Here is a 22259-nt window from a genome sequence, read left to right on the forward strand (position 1 = left end):
GTATTTAAAATCTGTCCGGTGCTACGAGCACAGAAGCCTTAGCCAACTTACCTCAACCTCTCTGATTTGCGAGAGGTTTGCCCATGCCCTGGCCTGACTTCACTGAGTTGACCTTCGGCTTCGCTTTCCTGCGCGAGCTGGAACAAAATTACGTGCTTGGCGGCAAGTTTCCGAAGGCCCCCGACTTCATCAGCCAGGGTGCCGAGGCGACGAAAGGCTATGATGTAGAAGTCACTCTTGACGGTTCGACGCCTGTCTTTATCCAGCTGAAACGCTCCTACGTCCTGGTGCAGCACAACGCGAGAGAGATACAGCAAGGGCTTTATGCCGCCCCGAAGGTTTATCGCATGAACCTGCACAAGAACGGTAAGTACCGCCAACACAAGGCCCTGCAAGGGCTCGAAGCGCTCGGCAATGCCGTTTTCTACGTGACCAGCCAGATACACACACCCAAGGAATTCTCAGACGCCTACAGCGGCGGAACGGTTGTGTCGCAGGCCTCAGCAATGTTTGCGCCCAATGAGATCATTTTGCCGGACGACACGAAGGATCATCACGTCAGCTTCAAGCCGAATGATAGTTTTGGCTACGTGTATTCCAAAGAACCGCACCAGTTCGAACGAAAGTTCCAGAGCTTTGATAGCTGGCTTCCGGCTGTTGGGCAGCGCGCGCAAGGTGCGAAAGAGAACCGGCAACTGCTTGAAAAGACGGTTGAGTTCTTGAAGAAGAAGCGTGGCCCCCGCGATCCTGTCCGCCAAATGATCCGCGACCAACCGCTCGAAGCCCAAGCCGCGATCCTCGCCTATTTTATCCTCGACGCCCAACTGACCTTCGTGAAGACATAGGGGAAATCTATGCGCCTAAAATCTGTCTGGATCAGCGAATATAAGAACCTTCGCGACTTCACGCTCACCTTTGACGGCGACAGCTTCCTCGACATCTTCGTCGGCAAGAACGGCACGGGTAAGTCCAACTTTTTCGAGGCCCTGGTGGAGATCTTCAACTTCGTCTTTGCCTCGACGAAGCGGCGCAGCGAGATCAGTTTCGACTTCGATCTGTTCTACGAGATCGATGGTGATGACGTGCGCGTATGTTGTGAGGGTGGCCAGTTGCAGGTCAACGGAGCGAACCGTTCGAAAATCGCCGACGCGCTGACACCCGACAACGTTATCATCTACTATTCCGGTCACAGCGACAAAATCACGTCTACCGTAGATCAGTACTCCCGGGCCTACGCCCGCCGGAACCGCAAGTGGACCGGCGAGGAGGCGCGGGAGTTCATCAGCATCGGCGCGGAGTACAAGGAGATGCTGCTTTCGATCCTGTTAATGCAGCCTGACGATTGTGCGGCCCGTCGCTACATCTGCCAGAAGCTGGGGATCGAGGTCACGTCTGAAACAGTCACGCTTCGGCTTTCGCCGCCCAGGTTTAAGCACAGCGATGTCGAAGTTGGCGATGTGGCTTCGTTCCTATGGGGGGCGAAGGGCCAATCACTCGTTTTCGTTGAACGGTTGCTCAACTGTGTTAGGGGCGAGTTCACACGAGACTCGATTTATGACCGTGGGCAAGATCGATATACTATCCGCATTAATCTTGAGCTCTTCCGTGAAGAGTTTGCCGAAGCGTCGTCGTCTGATCTTTTTCGCCAATTCGACAACCTTAAAACACTTGGCATGTTTGAGGGCTTGTCCATTCCGATCGGCTTGGGCGACGGAAGGCCGATCCTTGTCGGAGATTTTAGCGACGGTCAGTTCCAATCCATTTACATTTTTGCCATCACGGAATTCTTCAAGGACCGTAATTGCATCACGCTCCTCGATGAACCAGACTCCTTTCTGCACCCGGAGTGGCAGTTTAGCTTTCTCAAGCAGGTAGAAGACATTGCGGCCACCGAAGCCGCCCAGACCAATCACGTTCTACTCAGCAGTCACAGTGCTTCGACGATCGTCGAGGCCAATGAACCGCAGATACGGCTTTTTGAGATTGCGGATGGCAACGTCTCGGCGGTGCAGCGTGATAAAGCGGCAGTAGTTCAGTCACTCTCGGCTGGGCTAATTACGTTTAGTGAGCGTGAGGCGCGCCTCAACATTTACCACAATCTCAAGAACACCAATGGGCCAGTACTCATGGTTGAGGGAGTAACGGACGAAATCATCTTCGAAACAGCTTGGCGCAAGTTGTATGGAGCAGAGGTGAACAGGCCCTTTGAGATATTGAGCGCATTTTCTTGCACAACACTTGGCCGTTTGATGCGAAGCAACGAATTCTACCATGATAATCAGGGGCGCACAATTTTTGCGTTGTATGATTGGGATGAAGCTTACAACGAATGGAACATGAACCACAGTCAAGTTGTTCAAAACGATGTTTCGCGTTGTTTGGTAAAAAAGCGGAATGGAGTGGACGGCTACAACCTGATGTTGCCAGTTTCCGAGGAACATAGCTGCTACGGACAAGTTGTGAACGCAGCCACCGGGGAGCATTATAAAAGCAAGTCAAGTTTTCCCATGGAGCTGCTTTTTCGTGATGCGCCTGGAGTAGGCGCACATTTTGAAATCGACCCGACGCGCCCCGGCGATTGTCAGCGCTTCAAGGGAGACAAGGCAACCTTTGCTAAGGAAATAGTTCCCGGTCTACCGCCTGTGGCGTTTGAACCCGCCAGGCCCGTTTTTGACTTTATCCTGCATACTATCGGCCAATAAGAGCCAAAACTACTCTTCGCCATAGAAATAGAACTTACGGCGCGAGACGTCGCTGTTTGTCAGTAGTATTTTCCATAGCGCTTCGCCAATAAATGCGAGGATAGCCCCGGCAACGCCAAGGTGAAGCAGGAACAGGGTGTAGACGTCCCAAAAGTGGCCGGTTTCAGAGCGATAGGAGATGAAGCCAACGCTGGTGACGACCAGTAGGACAATCCCCATCACGCGCAAAGAATTGGCGAATTTGTTGATTGGCGTCTTAGGGTCTTTCAAATGTTTCATCGGGTTGTCCGCCTTAGCCAATGGCCGAAAAGAACAGCTTTGCCTCGCTTTGCGGCGAGGTGCCCTTCGAAAGGGCTTGCTCAAAGATGTAGTGTGTGAACTTTTGTATTTCCGCGCTGGAAAACGTCCTCTTGTTCGTTTGCGCGTGATCAAACACAGCCTGCGCGGTTTCCCCGGCTAAACGAGCGGACTGCTCACTGTCAGGCACGGAGCTTCCATAAACCAGCCACATGAGGCTCTTGTCGAACTCTTCGCAAAACTTGACTGCGATCGAGAGCGGCAGCTCCCGTTTTTCAAGCTCGTAATTCTTATAAGATTTGTCAGCGATCCCCAGGATCGCTGCGACTTTGTTTTGAGGATAGCCAAGCTGACTGCGTACGCTCAGCATCCTTTGGCCAATTCCAATCAATACAGTTGACATTCGGACAAATGTTCCCATATTTGGACTTACGTAACCTTTTGTTGCGTATTCTTTCTATTGATATCACTAAATGCCAAAGAGGAAAGAACTATGGACGATTGTTCCCTGCTTACCCCGAGAGAATTGGCAGCTCATAGCGGCTGGCCTGAGAAGCGGATCAGGAAGTTGATAGCCACCAGAAGCATTCGATTCCTCAAGAACGGGACTAATTTCCTACTGCCGCAGGACGCGGTTCAGGACTACATCGCGCGGAATATGGTGGAACCTGACGAGCGTTCGGGCGCGAGCAAGCCATGAGCCGGGCAGGGCAAACACCCATCATGGCCAGCGAGACGACCGCCGCGCGGTTGCTCGATTTGCGCACGAACGAGTTCAAGGCTTTGGTCGATGAAGGTCACCTACCGCCGGGGCATGAAATTGCGCCCGGCGTTGTTCGTTGGGATACTGAGACGCTCAAGCGAATTTCAGGTGGGGATGTGACAGGATTATGGGATCAAATTCAGTGGTAGGCCGACGCAAGAAATACCTTTGGCAGCATCCGTCTGGCCGTTGGTATGTGCGCAAGAGCGTCAACGGCAAGATGTTCTATCTGGGGCGGATCACGGCGGAGGAAGGCACGGCAGAGTTCGACCAGCAGTACTGGGAGATCGTCAGCGGGAAGAAAGCGGTCTCCAAGACATCATGGGGCGCTTTGATTGATGCGCTGCGCGAGACGGACAAATGGAAAGATTTTTCGCCGCGCTATCGGCGCGACCTTGAGCAAGTTTTTGAGTATTTGACCGAAAAGATAGGGCGCGCTGACGTGGCACGCCTGACCCAAGCCGACATTTATGACGCCATGGAAAAGAACCGGCATCGGGTCAGGTTCGCCAATTACATCCCGACCGCGATCAGCATGTTATCCAAAATGGCGATGCGCAAGCGCTGGCGCAAAGACAATCCCGCGATTGATATTGAGCCGTTGAGGGTTCCGAAGGACCGCAAGAAACCGCATTTGCCGTGGACGGATTGGGCGGTCGAAAAGATGCGGGAAGAGGGTGAGCCATTGCCCCGCCTGATTTTTGAGATTGGTGTGGGCAGTGTACAGCGTCCTGGTGACTGGGTGGACTTCCAGTGGGGCGACTATGACGGCGATACCCTCAAGCTACGTCAGAACAAGACAGATACCGTCCTTTCACTGCCCTGTACGATTAAACTCAAGGCGGCACTGGACGGTGCGAAGGCTGATCTGGGGTTCACGCCTCATCCATCGCGCCACATCCTGACGCGCGCTAATGGTTCGAGGATGGATTATCACGCGATGGCGCGTGTCATGGTGCGCGAGCGTAAGCGGTTGGACCTTATGGCCCATGACCAGCACGCTTTGCGGTATCGCGGCGTGATGGAATTGGCGTGGGCGGGCTGCACTGACGATGAAATCGCCAGCTACAGCGGCCACACATCCAAAGAGATGATCATCAAATATGCGGGCGAGGCTCGGCAAATCATGCGGGCGAGGCAGGCGGTAGCAAAGCGCAAATGACCCCGAACAGAACAGGCACAGAACGTGAAACTGATACCAGAGGTGATACCCAATGAGCAGAGAAATTCGTAACCCATTGATTTTATTGGAGGCGAGTACCGGAATCGAACCGGTGTACACGGATTTGCAATCCAGAAAGACAAGAAGCAAAAACAACGGCTTAAGGGTGCAAAACACCCCCTGACAAAAGGTGAACAAAAAGCGAAAGTTTCAAAGCCAAATTCGCCGGTTCAAAACGAAAAAGGCCCCGTCACAGCGGCAACTGTGAACCGGGGCCAAATAGAAAAAGCCTGTCAGCTTTCACTGAACATTAGCATGGGCCAGTGTCTCTTCGCAAACGCTCAGTCGGCTTTTTCGTGGCCTCTAACCGGCGAGGTGGTCCAATGAGCTGGCGCATCGCAAACGAATGCGCAGAGCGTCGCTTTGGCAGTGCCGCGCGCAAACAGATCATCATGTTCCTGGCGGACAAGGCGAGCGACGACGGCTCGGGTATCTGGTGCTCCAAGGGGACGATCCAGCGCCACACAGAGCTCAGCGAAAGCACGGTCAAGCGCACCATCATCGACTTTCTGCGCGAAGGCATTCTGATCGAGACAGGGCGGCGGCACTGCAAGAATGGCTACACCGTCATTTACCGCATCGTTCTGGAGCGCGTGGCCGCGCTCGAACCCACGGCTGAGCCCGATATTGAGACGGGGGTCACTGTGAACCCCGTCCAGCCTGAACCCGGTACGGGGTCCACGGTGAACGGGGTACGGGGTTCACGGTGGACCCCAAACCATCCTAAAACCATCCATAAACCACCTACGCGCAGGCGCGAGGCGGCGGAGGAGGTTGAAGATCTTGAATCTGAGAAAATCTTGGCGGCCTATCCCGAGGACAGGATCCGAGACCGGCGAACCAGTCTGCGCCTGATCGCAGCCGCCGTGAAAGCCGGGGTAAAGCCCGATGACTTGCAGCAGGCGGTCAAAGCCTATGCGAAGGAAAGCGAGGGCTATACACGCAGCAAGGTCTGTTTCTCGGACAATTGGTTCAAGATGCGCCGGTGGGAGAAGGGGCTTGCGCAGATACAGTCGGACCGGGAGAAGGCGCAAGAGGCCGAAGCCAAAGGTCGCGCTAGCCTCGCCGAGTGGATCCGTGAACGCCACCCTCTTTGCCGCCACATTACAAACCGGCAGATTGAGGGCTTGATCTCGTCAAAGCTGGTGACGCCCGAGCAGGTGCGCGCTGCGGGGCTGCAGGCATAAGTGCGGCTCGATTGTTACGCCATGGCGTAAAAAGTAGATATTTACGTTGCGGCGTAATTTGTTTTAATTTACGCTGTGCCGTAAAAGGAGCCACATCATGGACCTCACAGCACGAACGGCCGAGCAGATCGGCGAGGCACTTCGCCGGACGCGCAAAGCGCGCGGCTGGACCCAAAGCGACATCAGCGCGCGTACGAATTTGCGCGTCGCGACGATTTCGTCGCTCGAGAATGGCGACGCGGGATCCAAGCTTGCCACAGTGCTCGCTGTTATGGCGGCACTTGGGCTTGAGTTCCGATTGGTGGAACGCGGTGGCTCGCTTGAGATTGAGGATATCTTCTGATGGCCAAACACGGGCGTAGCGGCACGATGCAAGTGCTTCTGAACGGACGGTTGGTGGGGGCTTTGCGTCTCGCTGGTTCAGGCGCGATCAGCTTTATCTATGATCCGGAATGGTTGGCATGGGAACATGCCATGCCCATCTCGCTTTCGCTGCCTTTGCGTGAAGAGGGACACCAGGGCGGCCCCGTAATCGCCTACTTGGAAAACCTGCTGCCGGACAATCAGGCGATACGTGAACGTGTTGCGGCTCGGGTGCGCGCAGGCGGCACGGACGCATGGCACATGCTGGAGAAGATCGGGCGCGATTGCGTGGGGGCTTTGCAGTTTGTTTCGGGTGAGATCCCCGAGGTTGGTGCACTCGAGGGGGAGCCCGTATCCGAGGCGCAGATTGCTGAAATGCTGCGCAACCTCGCGAGCGCTCCGCTCGGCCTGGATGAGGAAGACGACTTTCGCATTTCCATCGCAGGGGCGCAGGAGAAAACGGCGCTGCTACGCCACGAGGGCGCGTGGATCCGTCCATCGGGGCTCACCCCAACAACCCATATCCTCAAGACGCAGCTTGGCGTTCTGCCCGCAGGGATCGATTTGTCTGACAGTGTTGAGAACGAATTTTTCTGCATGTACCTCTGTCGGGCCATGGGCATGGATGTGGCTGAAGTCGAGATTGCCGACTTCGAGGACGTGCGGAGCCTTGTTGTGACCCGGTTCGATCGGCGCTGGACCAAAGATGGCCGGTTGATCCGCCTCCCGCAGGAAGACTTTTGCCAGGCGCTCACAGTTCCACCCAGCCAGAAATATCAAATGGATGGCGGGCCGGGGATCACTGAAGGGATCGGGTTGTTGACTGGTAGTGATGACCCTGAAGCAGACCAGCGTGCCTTCTTCCGCGCGCAGGTGCTGTTTTGGCTTTTGGGAGCGACGGACGGGCACGCCAAGAACTTCAGCATCGCATTGCGCCCCGGAGGTTTTCGCATGACCCCGCTCTACGATGTGCTAAGCGCCCAGAAAGCCGTGGATGACGGTCAAATTCGCCAGAACCGGATGCGCCTCGCGATGGCGGTGGACGGGCACTATCGGATCAACGAGGTGGTGCCCCGCCATTTCCTGCAAGCTGCGAAGGCGGCAGGTTTTGGTGTAGCGCTGGCGGAAGAAGTCTTGCCGGACATCGCGGCAGAACTTGAACCCGCCTTGGACAAGACACTCGCAGACCTGCCGGATGGGTTTCCACAGCCATTGGCAGATGCCATCGCTGCTGGCATACGACGTCGGGCGGCTGCCTTTCATGCCGTATGATCCGCAGATCATATTTCCGCTTTATGATCGGTAGATCATATTGGCTTCGAGCAATCTGCAGTCCCGATGCGGATCTTGAAACTTCCTATGCCAGTCTTGATCGGCTAGCTCAGAGACGGATAGCCAAGCTCAGATCCTCTACGCCGCGTTTCTGATTGCTGAACATAAGCGGGCAGCCGTGTCCGACGCGGGGCAAGCCCCGCTTCAACAAGAAAATTCCCCTGCGCCTGCGCATTCCTCGCGAAGCAAGTTTCTCGCTGACAGCCCCTTGCTGCCAGCTTTGGTCATGTTCATCGAAACACTCAAAGTGAGGATCAAAAAATGGCTACTCAAACTCTGAAACTGAACGTCAAATCCGGCGAAAAAGACGGCAAGAACTTCTGGGACCGCTGCGGCGTCCTCTTCGTCAATACTGATGACAACGGCAACATCACGTCGATAAACGTCAAACACAGCATGTTCCCCGATGTCGAAATGGTCGCCTTCCCGCGCCGCGACGAAGATCCGGTCACCGAATGACCTCAGCGCCAGGGTGGGTTTCCTGCTCTGGCTTTTTGCAAGAACGATAGAGCTAAGCATTAAATCGGATTTCCCTCGAAATTTCATGGGCATACCGACCAAAGCTAAGGTACCAGAATGTGAAGATTTCAACATCATTCAAGGCGTGTGTGGTGATCTGAATTAAAGAGCAGAGCCTTAACCCGATGGCGATGAGCGCTCTACCGTTTTTGTATTTGGGATCAAAGCACTACAGTGCTTCTAGTGAGCCAAGACCCATACGAAAGATCAGGGGCCGGAATCGATGACGCGTCATGACAGGTGATGCAAACTCATGTGTCTATTTCCGAAATTCTTGCGCGATAGAAGTCTTGAAGTGCGCAAATCCGACCACGGTCTAACACCTCAGCACTGATAATCTCGTGGAGTTGTTCTTCTACCGTTGCCTTGGTCGTCCACGGAGTGGATGGCTCGTTGGTCAGCCAGCGGTCTCGGATCGCAGCGTTTGCTGCTGATCGGTAGTTCGCGGGTGCAAACTCTGGGGCGTTGGAAAAGATAAGCCGCATACCCAGTTGCTTGAGCCGGATGTCGTCCAATTGTGCGACAATTCGAGCGCGGTCACGCCAGTCGGCTGCAGTGAAATCTTCAAGGATCCGCTTGTCATCGGCGCTGTAGAAGCCGTCATAGATCAACTGTTCAACGTGATGAGCTGGCTCTTTATCTGCATAGCGATCGGCCAAAGCCTGCCCCACTCGTTTATGAAATTCAGGGTGCGCAGAAACTAATTCAGCGAGCGAACTATGCGCAGCGCTTGGGTTGGCTACCGGAAAAACACTTGGGACTTTGTTTATCGCAATAGTCCGTATCAGCTTGGGTGATGCAGCAACCGCTTTGGCAAGATCGCAATCGGTGGTGTCGATGATAGACGCATCGCAGAGGTCCAAATCGAGAAATGCTACAGAGTTGCGGTTCTGCGGGTTTGTGCCTGCGTATGCACCGAAATAGGATCGCGGTGGTGCCGCACCAAATCGTTCGATCAGGCACACGGGATGCCCGCTTCGCAGCAACCGATCAACTTGGTGTTTGTCGCGGTTCAACAAGCATTGATCCCAAACCTCAGGGGCACGCTTGCGAATGAGTGACGCGATATGGATCGTTGCCTCTACGTCGCCGAGGGCATCGTGGGCGTCATGATTGGCAAAGCCGTTTGCCGGGGCGAGGCGATCCAGTTTGAAACTTTCGCGTCCAAGATCATCTATTGGCCATTCGAGGGCGTCGGGCTGGCGATCCCGAACTGCGTAGACCACCTTCATGAGATCCAGGCGGTCATTGTTGTCAAACTGGGTTTGATACAAGTTGGGATGAAGATTTTGATAGAATGACTGCCTGAGGAACTCTTCGTCAAAGGCAAGTGTGTTGTATCCGGCCCATGTCGCTGGAGCCCAGCGGTTGATTAGACCACTTATCTGATATGAAAACTCAAACCAGGATGGCAGGCTAGGGTCCATCAGCCGATCTGGTGAGATCCCCGTAACAGCGAGCGCCCATGGTGCTGGAAGTATGTGAGGCGCGAGCCTGCAGCGAATATCTACGCGCTCAACTTGGTTGAAGTCGTCATCCGTCAGGATCGCCGCAAACTGTAGGGGCTGGTCGAAAGCGGGTGATGTCCCCGTGGTTTCAAGGTCGTAAAATGCAAACATACGTGACTACTACCTGCCTTATTCCGCCAAAGTCCAATTCCTACCGGCCTTGGCGACGAAGCCTAAGGATGCTTAACCTAGCTTGGAATTCTCACGCCAGCCTTGAGGAGGGTCTGAGCAAACTCCCGAAAACTTGGTCCCTCATTGCAGAAATTGAGAGTATTCAAGTCTAAGACTTCCTGATCAAATGCTTTCTGCGCCGCTTGCCGAGGATCAGTCTCTTTCATGTAGCGGGATTTTAGATACAGAAGTCGGACGTCATTGTCTGCAGAATGGTCGATGATGGAAACGTCGAAGGTGTCGAACTCGACTTTCACCCGGGTCATCAAGCGAGGCAAGAAGGACGTCTCAAAATCGGCATAGGTTAGCGCAGTCAGCTTACGGCTGGTAATGTGAATTCTCAGCAGAGTTGTTTCGGACAGATCACCCGCTAGCCTTTCAGCGAGAGCTACGAACCCTCGAAGCCTGACGGACAGTTCTTGGAGCCTATCAGTGGGAAATTGAAATCTGCCCTGTTCTAAATGACCGATTCCAGCAGCGGCTGCCGTTTCAGCATCTTCTAGGAGAAGGTCCTGGTTGCCGATCGAATAGAGGAGCGCTTGTCCGGAGTCCTGCGCTCTTTTGTGGCTGCCAAAGAAAGCGCGAATGTCGCGCCTTAGTTCAGGAGGAAATGAGCCATATGATCTTCTTTGTGAGAATGCATGCATTGCGAAGTGAAGGCTTAGATCTTCAGTCCTCGTGGCGACGATTTCTTCAAGTTCTTTGTGACCTATTTCAGCAATTGCTTGATTTGCGGCATACTGAAGGCCTTGTTTTGCGCGCGAAAGCTTTGTCACAAGACTCTTGGGAAGTTCTGAGATGTCGGGCTGACGGCCAAAGGCCCTGATCTCAGCAGCAAGGTCTCGGATGGTTGTTTTGTTGAGCTTGTCGTTGGGGTTGTTTGGGGTGCCTTTTTTCGGTGCACTTGGTTTTGGAACGGAGCGGTACTCACGGCCTTTGAAGCCTATTTGACGCCTTAGCAGATATCTTTGCTCTTCCAACTCGTCCCGAAAGACCAAAAATATACCTTGGCCTACGGCCAAGGGTTCGACATTCAAAATGCTTACGATGAAGTCTCTGAGTTCTGCTTGGGTATAGTACTTTTGGAATGTCTGTCGGGACGTCAAGTATCCGTCGCGGTAGGGCCGCGCGCCACTCAGGTCAGCCTTGCCGTACAGCATGACGGATACTGCCAAGCAGAGCTCCGTTAGGCTGAATGCGCGCTTAAGTGCCTCTGCCCGCTCTTCAGGATCTTCGATTACGTTGAGGACAAATCCAAGATTGGTGACTTGGCTCTTTTTCAGAGTACTGGGATCTGGTCGATAGTGGGGATCCCAACCTTCGACGGTAAAGCCATCAGACTGTAGAGCTCGGATGTCATCACCTTGACCGCATCCATAGTCCAAAACGGTTCGATCGTGACGGATCAGACCACTTGTAAACAATAGGTACATTGGCGCTGAGAGCGTAGCTCGCGTGATCGCCGTTTTGTGGCGCTCAACAATGTTCTTCTCTAGGCCATTCATGTCATCGGCTGAAGTCTTGGCGGACTCCTCTGAGATTAAACCGCTCTGCACGATGTGTGGACCTTCGACGGTCAATCCGGCTTCAGCCAGTGTCTCCATCCAAATCCGCCGCGTTCCCTTGTTGGCCATGTTCTTAAAAAGCCCCTTGCTCTCTAAGGACTGCGTCAGCTTTGCGAAGTCATCTCTTAGTGGATGATCCGGGGCTAGGAGTAGCTCCTTTCTGTGGAGAATAGGTGGGTTTGCGTCAGAATATTTTCTCAGTTTTGCGCTTTCTTCCGTGAGGTTGACGAGTAGGCTAGCCCGCAGCTCTGGAAAAGCCACGGCGCTGAAGTCTTGATAGTCCAAAAACGAGAAGGTCTGGTCGTTTTGCCCCGAGATCTTCAATACTGACCATTGGAAATCTTCCGGAACCCTTTGCAGTGCAAGGCTCAGCTTATCCTTTGCGCTCGTCTGAAGGTGATCAACCGCGCTACGGTGCACGTAGATCGCCTGGCCTACCTTTTTTCCAACCGCATTTTTGAGAGATTTTTTGTTTTGCAAGTTTGCCCCCTCGGGTTTGGATCTTTCTAAAGGCTCTTTTGAAACATCCTACCTGACCGAGGGGCGATCGATCTAGAGTACTGCTATAATGGCCTCGGCGGCTTCTAGAACTTCATCCGATGTATTGGTGTGCCCAAAACTAAAGCGTATGGAGGCTTGCGCTTCATCCGATGTGAGTCCGATTGCACGGAGGACGTAGCTTGGTTCCGAAATTCCCGAAGAGCAGGCCGAACCTGTAGAAGCTGACACGATGGGTTGTAATCGTTGGAGCATTTCTCCCGCATCGCGTCCTTCGAACCTTAGATTCGCATTGCCAGGATGGCGGGAGCAAAGCTTATCTCCATTTAATCCAATATGGTCGCGGTTCGATTGCAGTTTGTGTACGAAGAGATCTCGTAGACCTGCGACCCGCGCTCTCAAAGCAGTTCCAGCTTCAGAGGCATGGAACTCCGCCGCTGAGCCAAGACCAACACACAAGGGAAGGGGTAGTGTGCCGGACCGAAGCCCACCTTCTTGCCCACCTCCGTGAAACAGAGGTTCAATCCGGTCCTTCAGCTCACGGCTCACATAGAGCGCGCCAACACCCATTGGCCCACCAAATTTATGCCCCGACAGACTAACCATGTCAGCCAAATCTGCATATTCTTGGAGGCTGACTGCGCTTGGTGCCTGCGCGAAGTCGGAGTGGAGGATTGCGCCCATATCGCGGCAAAGTACTGATATTGAAGCAAGATCTTGGATGGTCCCGATCTCATTGTTGACCAATGCCACGCTTACCAAAAAAACATCCTCGCTTAGCATGTCTCGCAGTTTGTCGAGGTCGACGTGGCCTTTTCCGTTGACCGGAATCTCTCGAACCGCACATCCTTTCGTCTGAGCTACATAGGCGGCACTTTCCAATACGCACTTATGCTCCGTCGCTGAAACAAGGATTGTCGTGCGCTGACCTTGCCGTTGCTCCGGAGTTCTCAGACCCTTGATGGCAAGATTGTTCGCCTCTGTAGCTCCGGATGTGAAAATGATCTCATCCGGATCGGCTCCAATGCAGTTGGCCACTTTGGTCCTCGATGATTCAGTAGCCTTGTTTGCGGACCACCCTGTCGAATGCTCTGAGGAGTGCGGGTTACCATGGCAGTCCGTCCAAAACGGCTGCATTGCGGCCCGAACTGTTGGCAGGATCGGGGTGCTTGCTTGATGATCAAGGTAAATGGTCAAGGGGCTTTTCCTACCAAATAGGAGCTCATCTGTAGACCAGTCTTGATCCTGGGGTCAAGCACCAGGACGTCGTTGACCATCCCCTTGGAAGGTCGCTATAACGGCCCGAAACGGGGTAGCAGTTACATGAAAAAGCAAACGACATTTGCGCAGGATTACAAGCCGCAGTTCTCCGGCCACGAAACCTTTCCTTTGCGTTATGGGTGGCTGGAAAAGGCTTTTGAAGCAGTTGATGATAGTGGATTGAATAACAAAAAGATTTTTTCAGAGAGTGCGGCAATTGCGCATTTTGGCGTCGGCAAAAATATGGTGGCGGCAATTCGATTTTGGGCGCAGGTGGCAGGTATTCTCACAACAGATGGAAAGGATGTAAGGACGACCGAGTTTGGTCAGCAGTTGCTTGGGCCAAATGGTTGCGATCCATACCTTGAAAGCGCTTCGTCGCTTTGGAAAATCCACTGGGATATTGCCTCTAATCCTAAGCATACAGCCACCTATTGGTTGTTCAATGTTTTCAATGAGTCAAACTTTGACCGCGATACGGTTTTGCGAAGGTTGATGGAATTTATTGATCAGCGTGGTTGGAAGCTGCCAACCGAGAAGACGTTGTCAAACGATATAAGTGTCTTGTTGGCTAACTATGTTCCTAGTGTACCAAAACGCGGCCCAAGCGAAGAGGCATTCAATTCTCCGCTTACCGAGCTGGGTTTGATCCGGCGGCGCTCCAGTGGAAAGTTTGGTATGAATTTGGGCCGTAAGCCGAGCCTGTCTAACGGCGTTTTCCTCTATGCGGTATGCGATTTTTGGGAGCGAACATCTTCCGCGAATACGCTTAGCGTTCAGTCAATGTTACTAGAGCCCGGGTCTCCTGGAAGGGTTTTCGTTCTTGAGGAGGGTGAGCTGATTGATCGGTTGGCCGATGTCGCTGACATGACCGACGGTTTGATTTCTTGGTCTGAGACAGCTGGATTGAAACAGCTTCTTAGACAAGGGGAGTTTCCCCAAGATTTTGCAGAGAGTCTGTGGTCCTCCGACATTTCTGCGTTGAGAGGTTCATATGCCGCTTAACGAAATTGTCTCGGTGAATGGACGCTTTCTGCGATCTGTTCGAATTGATCAAGATGACCGCAATGAAGCCCTAGAGGGGTTTGTCTTTTCATCATCAGTAAGGGAGATCCTGAGTAATTTCTCACACCAACAATTTGAGAGCGGGCAAGGTGCCTTCACTTGGACTGGTCCGTATGGAAGCGGGAAGTCGAGCCTCGCACTCGCTCTCTCCGCGTTGTTGAGTGGTAGTAAGCAAGAACGCGCGGCGGCTGCGAGCAAGACTGATCCGGTGTTTGCAAAGGAACTATGGAAGTTACTCCCTCCGAAGCGAGATGGCTGGAAATGTGTGTCGGTCGTAGGACGCAGCATGGAACCCTTCCAGCTGATCGGTGATGGTATCAAGGATGCAGGACTTGCGGCACGCCAAAGGAAGTTTGATACGCCTGAAAAAGTCATTGAATACTTGCAGTATTTGGCCGCCGACGACCGTGAGCATTCTGGAGGTTTAGTCCTCTTTTTGGATGAAATGGGGAAACTACTTGAGCACGCGGCATCCTCAACGGGAGATGCATATTTCTTCCAACTGCTTGGTGAAGCGGCGTCGAGAAGCGGTGGCCGCCTTATCGTTGTGGGTATCCTTCATCAATCCTTCCAAGAATATGCGAGCCGCTTGGCACGCGACATCAAAGATGAGTGGGGAAAAATCCAGGGTCGCTTCATCGACATTCCCGTCAATGTATCTGGCGATGAGCAGATTGAATTGGTGAGCAAGGCGATTATCGCTTCAGAGCAGCCGGATAGCGCTAGACAGAACGCAGAGGCAGCCGCGGAACTACTTGCCGATGTTCGACGTGGCGCGTCCGTAGTTTCGAAAGAGTTGCTTACGAGCGCTTGGCCACTCAACCCGCTTGTTACACTGGTGCTAGGGCCTGCATCGCGACGGAGTTATGGGCAAAACCAGCGTAGCATCTTCAGTTTTCTAGGCTCGTCCGAGCTGTTTGGCTTTCAGGACTACCTTGAGAAGGCGAGCAAAGAAGATCCGAAAGACTACGGATTGGCTGATTTTTGGGATTATCTCGATTTCAATCTGCAAGCTGCAATTGCCGTGTCTTTGGACAGCCATCACTTTGCGAATGCGAGGGATGCAATTGCGCGGTGGGAAGCGAAAGATGGCGGAGAGATCGGTGTGCAGCTGCTAAAGTCGCTAGCCATTTTGGAACTCACGCAAAAGCAGACCGGAGTAGGTGCGACGCTAGGCGCACTTTGCCTGGCAATAAATCAAACAAGTGCTGCGGTAGAGGGGCTTTTGTCAGAACTTGAGGCGGCGTCAATTGTTGTTTTCCGAAAGTTCAGGGGCACTTACGCTCTCTTTGACGGGAGCGACTTTGACATTGAAGTGGCGTTGGATGAGGCATTGAGAGAAAGATCAGACTTCGATCTCAGCTCAATCTCAAACGCTTTATCTTCACCCAATATCGTCGCGAAACGGCACTACCGTGAAACTGGTGCTCTGCGCTGGTGCGAACTCAAGGTAATGCTCGAAAGTCAGGTAGAGAACTATGTGACCAGCTTTGCCTCTACAAATGGATGCTTTGGCGCATTCATCATTTCACTGGACGATGCGACGCCAAGCATTGTTGAGGATTTTGGTGAGTATGGGTGGGGGGGCGACTTTGCGGTTGTGAGGTCTGAAAAATCGAAGAACCTTGTGGCACTCGCACGAGAGCACTCCGCTTTGAAGGATGTATTGGCATCGAACCCCGAGATTCATCGAGACAAAATCGCGCGCAGAGAGCTTACCGATCGTATCGAGGCGATTGGAGGCCGGATTGAGCATGAGGTCTGGCAATTGATCGCAAGCGCAGAATGGGAAACTGGAATTGATGATCTCCCGGTTTCCGCGCGCCGGAACCTCACAGTTTTAGCGTCAGAAATGGCAGACCGTCGGTTTTCGCAGTCGCCCAAATTAAACAACGAACTGCTGAACCGCGCCAAGCCATCGGCATCGGCCAATTCAGCGCTCAAGCTGCTACTGCATGCTGCCGTCCTTAAAGAAGGTAATCCAGGGCTTGGGTTTAAGAAGTTCCCAGCGGAGAAAGCTCTGTTCGTATCGCTTGTTGAGGCTAATGGATTGTACCGAGAAGAGGGCAATGAATGGAAGTTTGTGCCACCATCCGGAGAAGACGTCGCAAATCTGTTGCCCATTTGGAAAGCAACGAAAGACTTCTTGAAGAAACGGGGAAACCGCAACGTACAACTTACCGATGTTTATGACCTATGGCGGGCACCTCCCTTTGGGTTGAAGGACGGTTTGATGCCATTCCTTGCTGTGCTGTTCATGCTAGCTGAACGCCGGAACCTGTCACACTATCGGGAAGGTATTTTTCTATCTACCATTTCGGATGTTGACGTGGATTATGTTCTGAGAGCGCCGCAAATGGTCCAGCTACGCTGGATCGAAATGAACCGAACGACCAAAAGGCTGCTTACTGAGCTGGCAAACGCGGTCGGTGAAGTTGTGGACAAACCAATCTCAACTTTAAGTCCGCTAGAAGTTGGACGCGCGCTCATCGCGGCTTACGAAACTTCAGCACCTTGGGTTCAACGAACCGCACGTCTTCCTGAGCACGCAAAAAAAGTCAGAGCGCTCTTCAAGCGATCTAATGACCCACAAAAATTCGCATTTGATGACATTCCTGGCCTCTACGGACAGGACATCGACATTCTCACAGATCAAGGAATCGCTGAGATCGCTCAAAACATCAAAGAAGGGCTCATCGAAATACGTGCGGCTTACCCTGCGATGCTCACAAGAATGCGCGAACACATTCTGAATGAGTTACAAGTTCACGGGCGCACTGCGAAAGCGTACCGAGAGCTGAATGAGCGCGCGAAGAATATCCGAGATGTTGCAGGTGACTTGCGGCTTCGATCTTTCATCACCCAACTCACGAACTTCGGAGATGACCTACAGTCGATGGAAGCACTCGCGGGGTTGGGCATCAACAAGCCTGCTAAAGCTTGGATCGATAGCGACATAGACCGGGCAATTGTTCAACTGACCTTGCTTGCTCAACAGTTCAACCAGCACGAGTCTGTCGCGCGCGTGGCCGGGCGGAAGGACAAGCGCTCTGCAATGGCGTTGATCGTCAGCGTTGATGATCGGCCCACGCCTGTGATGGAAGAATTTGATGTCTTGGACACCGAAGATGAGGAAGTGAACAACCTTAGTAGAAAAATTGAAGAGGTATTGCAGCAGGCTGCGGAAGGCACCGGTAGAAACGTGATCCTGGCTGCTTTGGCAAAAGTCGGTGCTGCGAGGATCAAACAATCAGACGCAAGTGAGGAAGTAGATGGCTGACAAAGTTAAACATGTTCTAGGCTTGTCTGGGGGCAAAGATAGTTCAGCCCTCGCGATCTACATGAGCCAGGCTCACCCCGAACTTGATATTGAGTATTTCTTTACCGACACGGGCGAAGAGCTGGATGAGGTTTATGAGTACTTAGCGATGCTCGAGGGCTTTCTTGGCAGGAAGATCCGGTACTTGGATCCGGGGAGAGATTTTAAGTTTTACCTTGCCCAGTATAATCAATTCCTCCCGTCTGCACAGACGCGTTGGTGTACGAAAGACCTCAAGATCAAGCCCTTTGAGAAGTGGGTGAAATCTGAATTTACCGAGCAGGGATATACAGTCTACAGTTATGTGGCGATCCGGGCTGACGAAGATTTCCGCCAAGGTCTGAACTCGAAAAATGGAAGTTTGATTACCAAGCTGCCTTTCAAAGATGATGGGATCGACAAGGCAGGCGTTTTCGAAATTCTTGAGAACTCGGGACTTGGCCTTCCAGCATACTATGATTGGCGTTCCAGGAGTGGCTGCACGTTTTGTTTCTTTCAGCAAAAAATTGAGTGGGTTGGACTAAAGGAGCGTCACCCTGAAGCCTTCGAGAGGGCTAAGCAAATGGAGAAAACTTCTCTCGACCACGGGTCGCCGTTTTCATGGAGCGAAGGGGAGACACTGCTTGAACTGGAAAAGCCGGAACGCATTGCTCAGATCCGCGCAGATCATGAAAAACGTGTCGAAAGAGCTAAGGCAAAGCGGAAGGTTGATCCTCTACGGCCGGAACAAGGCGCAGTTGACATAGATGAGATCTATGGCCAGCAAAAGGTGTGTTTGGCCTGCCATAAATGATCTGATGTAGGAATTTTTGGGGTGCAACGTTGAAGAGACTTGAAGCGGGGGCACGCGGATACCTACCGTCAGATGGTTTCGTCTGAACCCAAATTTGGGTTTTGTACCCTCACAGGATCGCCGGGCACGCATTTAGGGCCAATTGACAAAAAGGCATTGCCGTTCAAAGGCTTTACCCAGCAGCTGAATCTGTCAAAGTGTGTCGGAAGCGTACGACCCTGGTCTCTGCTGCTGGGCGAGTAGAAAATTGAGAGAGTGGAAAACAGCATGAGTTCCAGCACCGTAGTTGACGCCCTCGCAAGCATTGGTATCGCGCGACTAGCAGCTTTTTGGGGTGAGAACCGACTAGAGGGGCTTTCAGAACTTGGGGTGAGTACTCGACCTCGAGCGGTAGCTGAGGCTATGCTGTCTGAGAGTGGGCTGGCTATCTTCAAGAAGAAAGATCTCAGAAACGCTGTTCTAGAAGTGTTTTCGCCGCAAGTTATCCGCGACAAACTTGGCTTAGGACAGGATGGTTGCCCTGTAACTATTCCTCCGAATTTTACCTGGGGAAGAAATGAGTCAACGACCCAGTTTCTCAAGCTGATGGATCTGAACATCGACGAAGCTTTCCCAAACGATTTGTTGTCTGGCCCAGAGCCACATCTGCAAACGGACATTGAAAAGCCTCTCTTTGATTATCAAAACAGCATAAGGAAACAGCTTGTTAGTTTTTCCTTCTTGGAGGCTGGTGCCCACAGAGATGCTGAAAACAGCAGAATCGTTGCGCATATGCCGACAGGTTCGGGAAAAACAAGAACAGCTATGGAATTCATTTCAGATTTCCTTCGGTTTAGCTGTTCACGCGAAAATCCCGTTGTTGTTTGGCTTGCTCATAGCGAAGAGCTCTGCGATCAGGCTGTTCAAACGTTTCTTAGCATCTGGACAAAACTAGGAACTGAGAATGCAAATGTTTACTCAATGTGGGGGGGCAGGAAGCCAGATCACATTGACCTGAGCAAGCCCTGTTTCATTGTTACGAGCTTTCAGAGTTGCTACTCTAGCATTCACTCAAACAAAAACGCTGATTTTGATCGATTTGCGGAAATTAGGCGCGAATGTAGTCTGCTGATTGTCGATGAGGCGCACATGTCGATGGCGCCAACTTACAAAAAAGCAATAGAGTTTCTCTGTAACTCGAGCACTACTTTGATAGGCTTGACGGCTACGCCTGGTAGGCATCACGTTGGGGGCGATGTGGCTCAAACCAAGGCTCTATCGGATTTTTATGGCAATAAAAAACTCACGATCGACCAGCGATTGACCGGCGAGAGAAACTCAATTGAGTATCTGCAGGATCGTGGGATCTTGTCTTCTGTTGAACGAATGCGTCTCAACACCAGCGCAACTGTTAATCTTGACGCCGAGGCAGTCAGGCTAATTTCCGATCTTTTAGACATCTCACCCAAAGTGCTGGCGGAGTTAGGCAACAATGCCCAGAGGACACTGGAAGTGGTCGCTGCGGTCGAAAAGCTTGCGCTTGTTGATAAGAAACAGACCATCGTCTTTTGCCCATCGAAGCAGAATGCATCTGATATGGCATTAGTCTTAAGGGAAAGAGGGTGCGCGGCAAGAGCAGTAACCGGCGAAACGCCACCGAGTGATCGGCGTGAGGCAATTGAAGATTTCAAAAACGGAAGTGTCAGGGTTCTCACAAATTTTGGTGTTTTGACAACGGGATTTGACGCGCCAAAGACAGAGGCCGTTGTGATTGCGCGTCCGACAACGTCGGTTGTGCTTTATTCACAAATGGTAGGACGGGGCCTTAGAGGCAGTTCAGTTGGTGGGACGCCTAGCTGCACAGTGGTGGATGTGGTGGATAATATTGTAAATTTACCCAACGTGCCGCAGGCTTTTACATATTTTGACGAACATTTTGGGAAAACATGATGAGTAAACAAGACGAACAAGTGCAAATCGTTGATGCGTACTTGGCGCTCAATGCACTGCGCCAAGTTGGGTATCGGAACACAGCTACTGCTGTAGCTGAATTGGTTGATAACTCGATCGAGGCCGAGGCAAAAAAGATAACCATTGTTACGCTGTCAGCCAGAGAACCTGTAGCAAAGCGCACGGTCTACCGAGTTCAAAAAATAGCGGTTTTGGATGACGGGCAGGGGATGACACCGGATGAGTTGGGACGCTGTCTATCACTAGGTTGGGGCACTCGACTAGATACCCGTGAAGGTCTCGGACGTTTTGGTTTTGGACTTAAAGGCTCGTCTCTTTCACAGGCTGAGCTTGTTGAGGTATATTCTTGGCAAAATGGGGCGGTCTACAAGACGTATCTTGATCTACCAGAAGTCAAAGAAGGCAGACAGCAGTATCTTAAAAGCGTTGAAGAGACGAGCCTTCCCAAGGAGATAGTTGAAGCGGTTGGAGGAAAGATCGGTAGCAGTGGCACGCTGGTCTTGTGGTCCAAGCTAGATGGAGTGGATTTCAAACGCCCGTCGACGCTCTTTTCTCGGATGCAAGAAGAGCTCTGCCGAATTTATCGGCACTTCCTGGATGACAATGATGACTATGGCAAAAAACGTGATGTGAGCTTGGTCGACTTCGATCTAGACAATAACAAAGTCGAAGCGTCGCATGAGTTGAAGCCGAATGATCCTTTGTACCTTTTGGAGCCATCAAGCTGCCCAGACAGCGATGGGAAAGCTACGAATGTCGAGTTTGAGAAACCATATACCATACCAGTTGAGTATGAGCAGGGGAAATTTTCGGACATTGAAATTCGCCTTAGTATAGCCAAGCCAGAGACCCAAAAAATGGGTGGTAACTCAAATCTTGGCAAGCACTACGCACGCAATACTGGTATCTCGTTTGTTCGAGCTGGCCGTGAGATAGACTTTGGTTCCTTTGGTTTTCTAGACAGTGATACAAGGCAGAGGTGGTGGGGCGTAGAAGTTCGTTTCAAGCCGGTTTTGGATGAGTTGTTTGGTGTTACTAACAACAAGCAGCATATTCGAGGCTTCAAGAAGCTAGACCCGAAACATGACGCCGAGCAGATTGAAGCCTTGAACGAAGCTGCCGAGGACCCGGAGAATTCCGGCCACTACAAATCTTCACTGCATCTTGAGCTCAATCGAAATCTCACAGTCAAGATCAATGCAATGTTGGACGTTATTAAAACACGCAAGGAAGGGAGTTCTGCGGACCCATCTAAAGCCAAACCGGACCCCGTTTCTGAGAAGGTCAATAAAGATGTGGCGGAGGATCACACTGAAACATCCTCAGACAAAGAGGCTGAGACCAAGTCGGAGCAGGAGAAGCTGGCAGAACGTACAAAATATGTTCTGGAAACTCGCCCGGAGCTTTCTGAAGAGGATGCCCAAGCGTTCGCCAAAGCAACGATTGACTACAAGGTTGACCTGAATAAGGGTAGTTGGCCCGGGACTATGTTCTTGGATCTGCAGTTCGTAGCAAATGCAGCGGTTGGAGTTATCAACACGCGTTCGCCATATTACGAAAAACTATGGCAACATGTCGAAGACTCTGGCGATGATCGAGCGCTCAGTGCTCTTGAAGTTTACACGATGGCTTATGTGCGTACTGAAGATGAGTTCAGGAAAACCCTAGATGGCGAAACTTTTGAGAAATTCCGTGATCGGTGGGGGTACTGGGTCTCAAAACTCTTAGAGAATATTGACGAGTAG

18 protein-coding genes are annotated in these 22259 nt (G+C 52.2%); 13 read left to right on the plus strand and 5 right to left on the minus strand.

The window, feature by feature from the left end; genetic code table 11:
* Window positions 1–83: 83 nt before the first annotated feature.
* Window positions 84–845, plus strand: coding sequence for a hypothetical protein (locus BMY55_RS05410; protein WP_091428961.1), 762 nt, complete (start codon window positions 84–86; stop codon window positions 843–845).
* A 9-nt stretch (window positions 846–854) separates the two neighbouring features.
* Window positions 855–2702 (plus strand): ATP-dependent nuclease, encoded by a 1848-nt coding sequence (locus tag BMY55_RS05415; protein ID WP_091428962.1) that lies wholly within the window; start codon window positions 855–857, stop codon window positions 2700–2702.
* A 9-nt stretch (window positions 2703–2711) separates the two neighbouring features.
* Here the strand turns inward: BMY55_RS05415 and BMY55_RS05420 are convergent, their stop codons facing one another.
* On the minus strand, window positions 2712–2981 hold the full coding sequence (locus tag BMY55_RS05420; RefSeq protein WP_091428964.1) for a hypothetical protein: 270 nt from the start codon (window positions 2979–2981) through the stop codon (window positions 2712–2714).
* Window positions 2982–2994: 13 nt separating this feature from the next.
* Window positions 2995–3402, minus strand: a complete 408-nt coding sequence (locus BMY55_RS05425) for a helix-turn-helix domain-containing protein (RefSeq protein ID WP_177179294.1) — start codon at window positions 3400–3402, stop codon at window positions 2995–2997.
* Between the two features lie 320 nt (window positions 3403–3722).
* On the opposite strand from BMY55_RS05425, the gene BMY55_RS05435 reads away from it, so the two are divergent.
* The 6 genes from BMY55_RS05435 (at window position 3723) to BMY55_RS05460 (ending at window position 8325) form a co-directional block, all read left to right on the plus strand.
* Window positions 3723–3911 (plus strand): hypothetical protein, encoded by a 189-nt coding sequence (locus tag BMY55_RS05435; protein WP_245744653.1) that lies wholly within the window; start codon window positions 3723–3725, stop codon window positions 3909–3911.
* Window positions 3890–4924 (plus strand): tyrosine-type recombinase/integrase, encoded by a 1035-nt coding sequence (locus tag BMY55_RS05440; protein ID WP_245744654.1) that lies wholly within the window; start codon window positions 3890–3892, stop codon window positions 4922–4924. Before BMY55_RS05435 ends, BMY55_RS05440 begins: the two co-directional genes overlap by 22 nt.
* Window positions 4925–5307: 383 nt before the next feature.
* Window positions 5308–6171, plus strand: a complete 864-nt coding sequence (locus BMY55_RS05445) for a hypothetical protein (protein WP_091428975.1) — start codon at window positions 5308–5310, stop codon at window positions 6169–6171.
* Window positions 6172–6268: 97 nt separating this feature from the next.
* Window positions 6269–6514 (plus strand): helix-turn-helix domain-containing protein, encoded by a 246-nt coding sequence (locus tag BMY55_RS05450; protein ID WP_091428977.1) that lies wholly within the window; start codon window positions 6269–6271, stop codon window positions 6512–6514.
* Complete coding sequence (locus BMY55_RS05455) at window positions 6514–7806, plus strand: type II toxin-antitoxin system HipA family toxin (protein ID WP_091428979.1); 1293 nt, start codon at window positions 6514–6516, stop codon at window positions 7804–7806. The genes BMY55_RS05450 and BMY55_RS05455 overlap by 1 nt, the downstream gene beginning before the upstream one ends.
* Window positions 7807–8127: 321 nt before the next feature.
* A complete protein-coding gene (locus tag BMY55_RS05460; RefSeq protein ID WP_091428981.1) occupies window positions 8128–8325 on the plus strand; it encodes a hypothetical protein in 198 nt (65 codons plus the stop codon).
* A gap of 311 nt (window positions 8326–8636) precedes the next feature.
* Here BMY55_RS05460 and BMY55_RS05465 read toward each other — a convergent pair whose 3' ends face one another.
* The 3 genes from BMY55_RS05465 to BMY55_RS05475 all read right to left on the minus strand — a co-directional run bounded on the left by BMY55_RS05465 (window position 8637) and on the right by BMY55_RS05475 (window position 13324).
* A complete protein-coding gene (locus tag BMY55_RS05465; protein ID WP_091428983.1) occupies window positions 8637–10004 on the minus strand; it encodes an exonuclease domain-containing protein in 1368 nt (455 codons plus the stop codon).
* Window positions 10005–10081: 77 nt separating this feature from the next.
* Entirely contained in the window at window positions 10082–12109 is a 2028-nt protein-coding gene (locus tag BMY55_RS05470) for a DNA phosphorothioation-associated putative methyltransferase (RefSeq protein ID WP_091428985.1), read from the minus strand.
* A 72-nt stretch (window positions 12110–12181) separates the two neighbouring features.
* The gene (locus BMY55_RS05475) at window positions 12182–13324 is read right to left on the minus strand and encodes a cysteine desulfurase family protein (RefSeq protein ID WP_091428987.1); all 1143 of its coding nucleotides are present in this window, start codon (window positions 13322–13324) and stop codon (window positions 12182–12184) included.
* A 126-nt stretch (window positions 13325–13450) separates the two neighbouring features.
* Between BMY55_RS05475 and BMY55_RS05480 the strand changes: the two genes are divergently transcribed.
* From BMY55_RS05480 to BMY55_RS05500, 5 genes are all read left to right on the plus strand, one after another.
* Window positions 13451–14392 carry a DUF4007 family protein gene (locus BMY55_RS05480; protein ID WP_143064285.1) on the plus strand — a complete coding sequence of 314 codons (942 nt, stop codon included), beginning with the start codon at window positions 13451–13453 and terminating at the stop codon, window positions 14390–14392.
* The gene (locus tag BMY55_RS05485) at window positions 14382–17732 is read left to right on the plus strand and encodes a hypothetical protein (RefSeq protein WP_091428991.1); all 3351 of its coding nucleotides are present in this window, start codon (window positions 14382–14384) and stop codon (window positions 17730–17732) included. The genes BMY55_RS05480 and BMY55_RS05485 overlap by 11 nt, the downstream gene beginning before the upstream one ends.
* Entirely contained in the window at window positions 17725–18564 is an 840-nt protein-coding gene (locus BMY55_RS05490) for a phosphoadenosine phosphosulfate reductase domain-containing protein (protein ID WP_091428993.1), read from the plus strand. Before BMY55_RS05485 ends, BMY55_RS05490 begins: the two co-directional genes overlap by 8 nt.
* Before the next feature lie 267 nt (window positions 18565–18831).
* Window positions 18832–20493, plus strand: a complete 1662-nt coding sequence (locus tag BMY55_RS05495) for a DEAD/DEAH box helicase (protein ID WP_091428995.1) — start codon at window positions 18832–18834, stop codon at window positions 20491–20493.
* The gene (locus BMY55_RS05500) at window positions 20493–22259 is read left to right on the plus strand and encodes an ATP-binding protein (RefSeq protein WP_170805353.1); all 1767 of its coding nucleotides are present in this window, start codon (window positions 20493–20495) and stop codon (window positions 22257–22259) included. Before BMY55_RS05495 ends, BMY55_RS05500 begins: the two co-directional genes overlap by 1 nt.

Origin of the sequence: Aliiroseovarius sediminilitoris (genome assembly GCF_900109955.1) — a bacterium.
GTDB lineage: Bacteria > Pseudomonadota > Alphaproteobacteria > Rhodobacterales > Rhodobacteraceae > Aliiroseovarius > Aliiroseovarius sediminilitoris.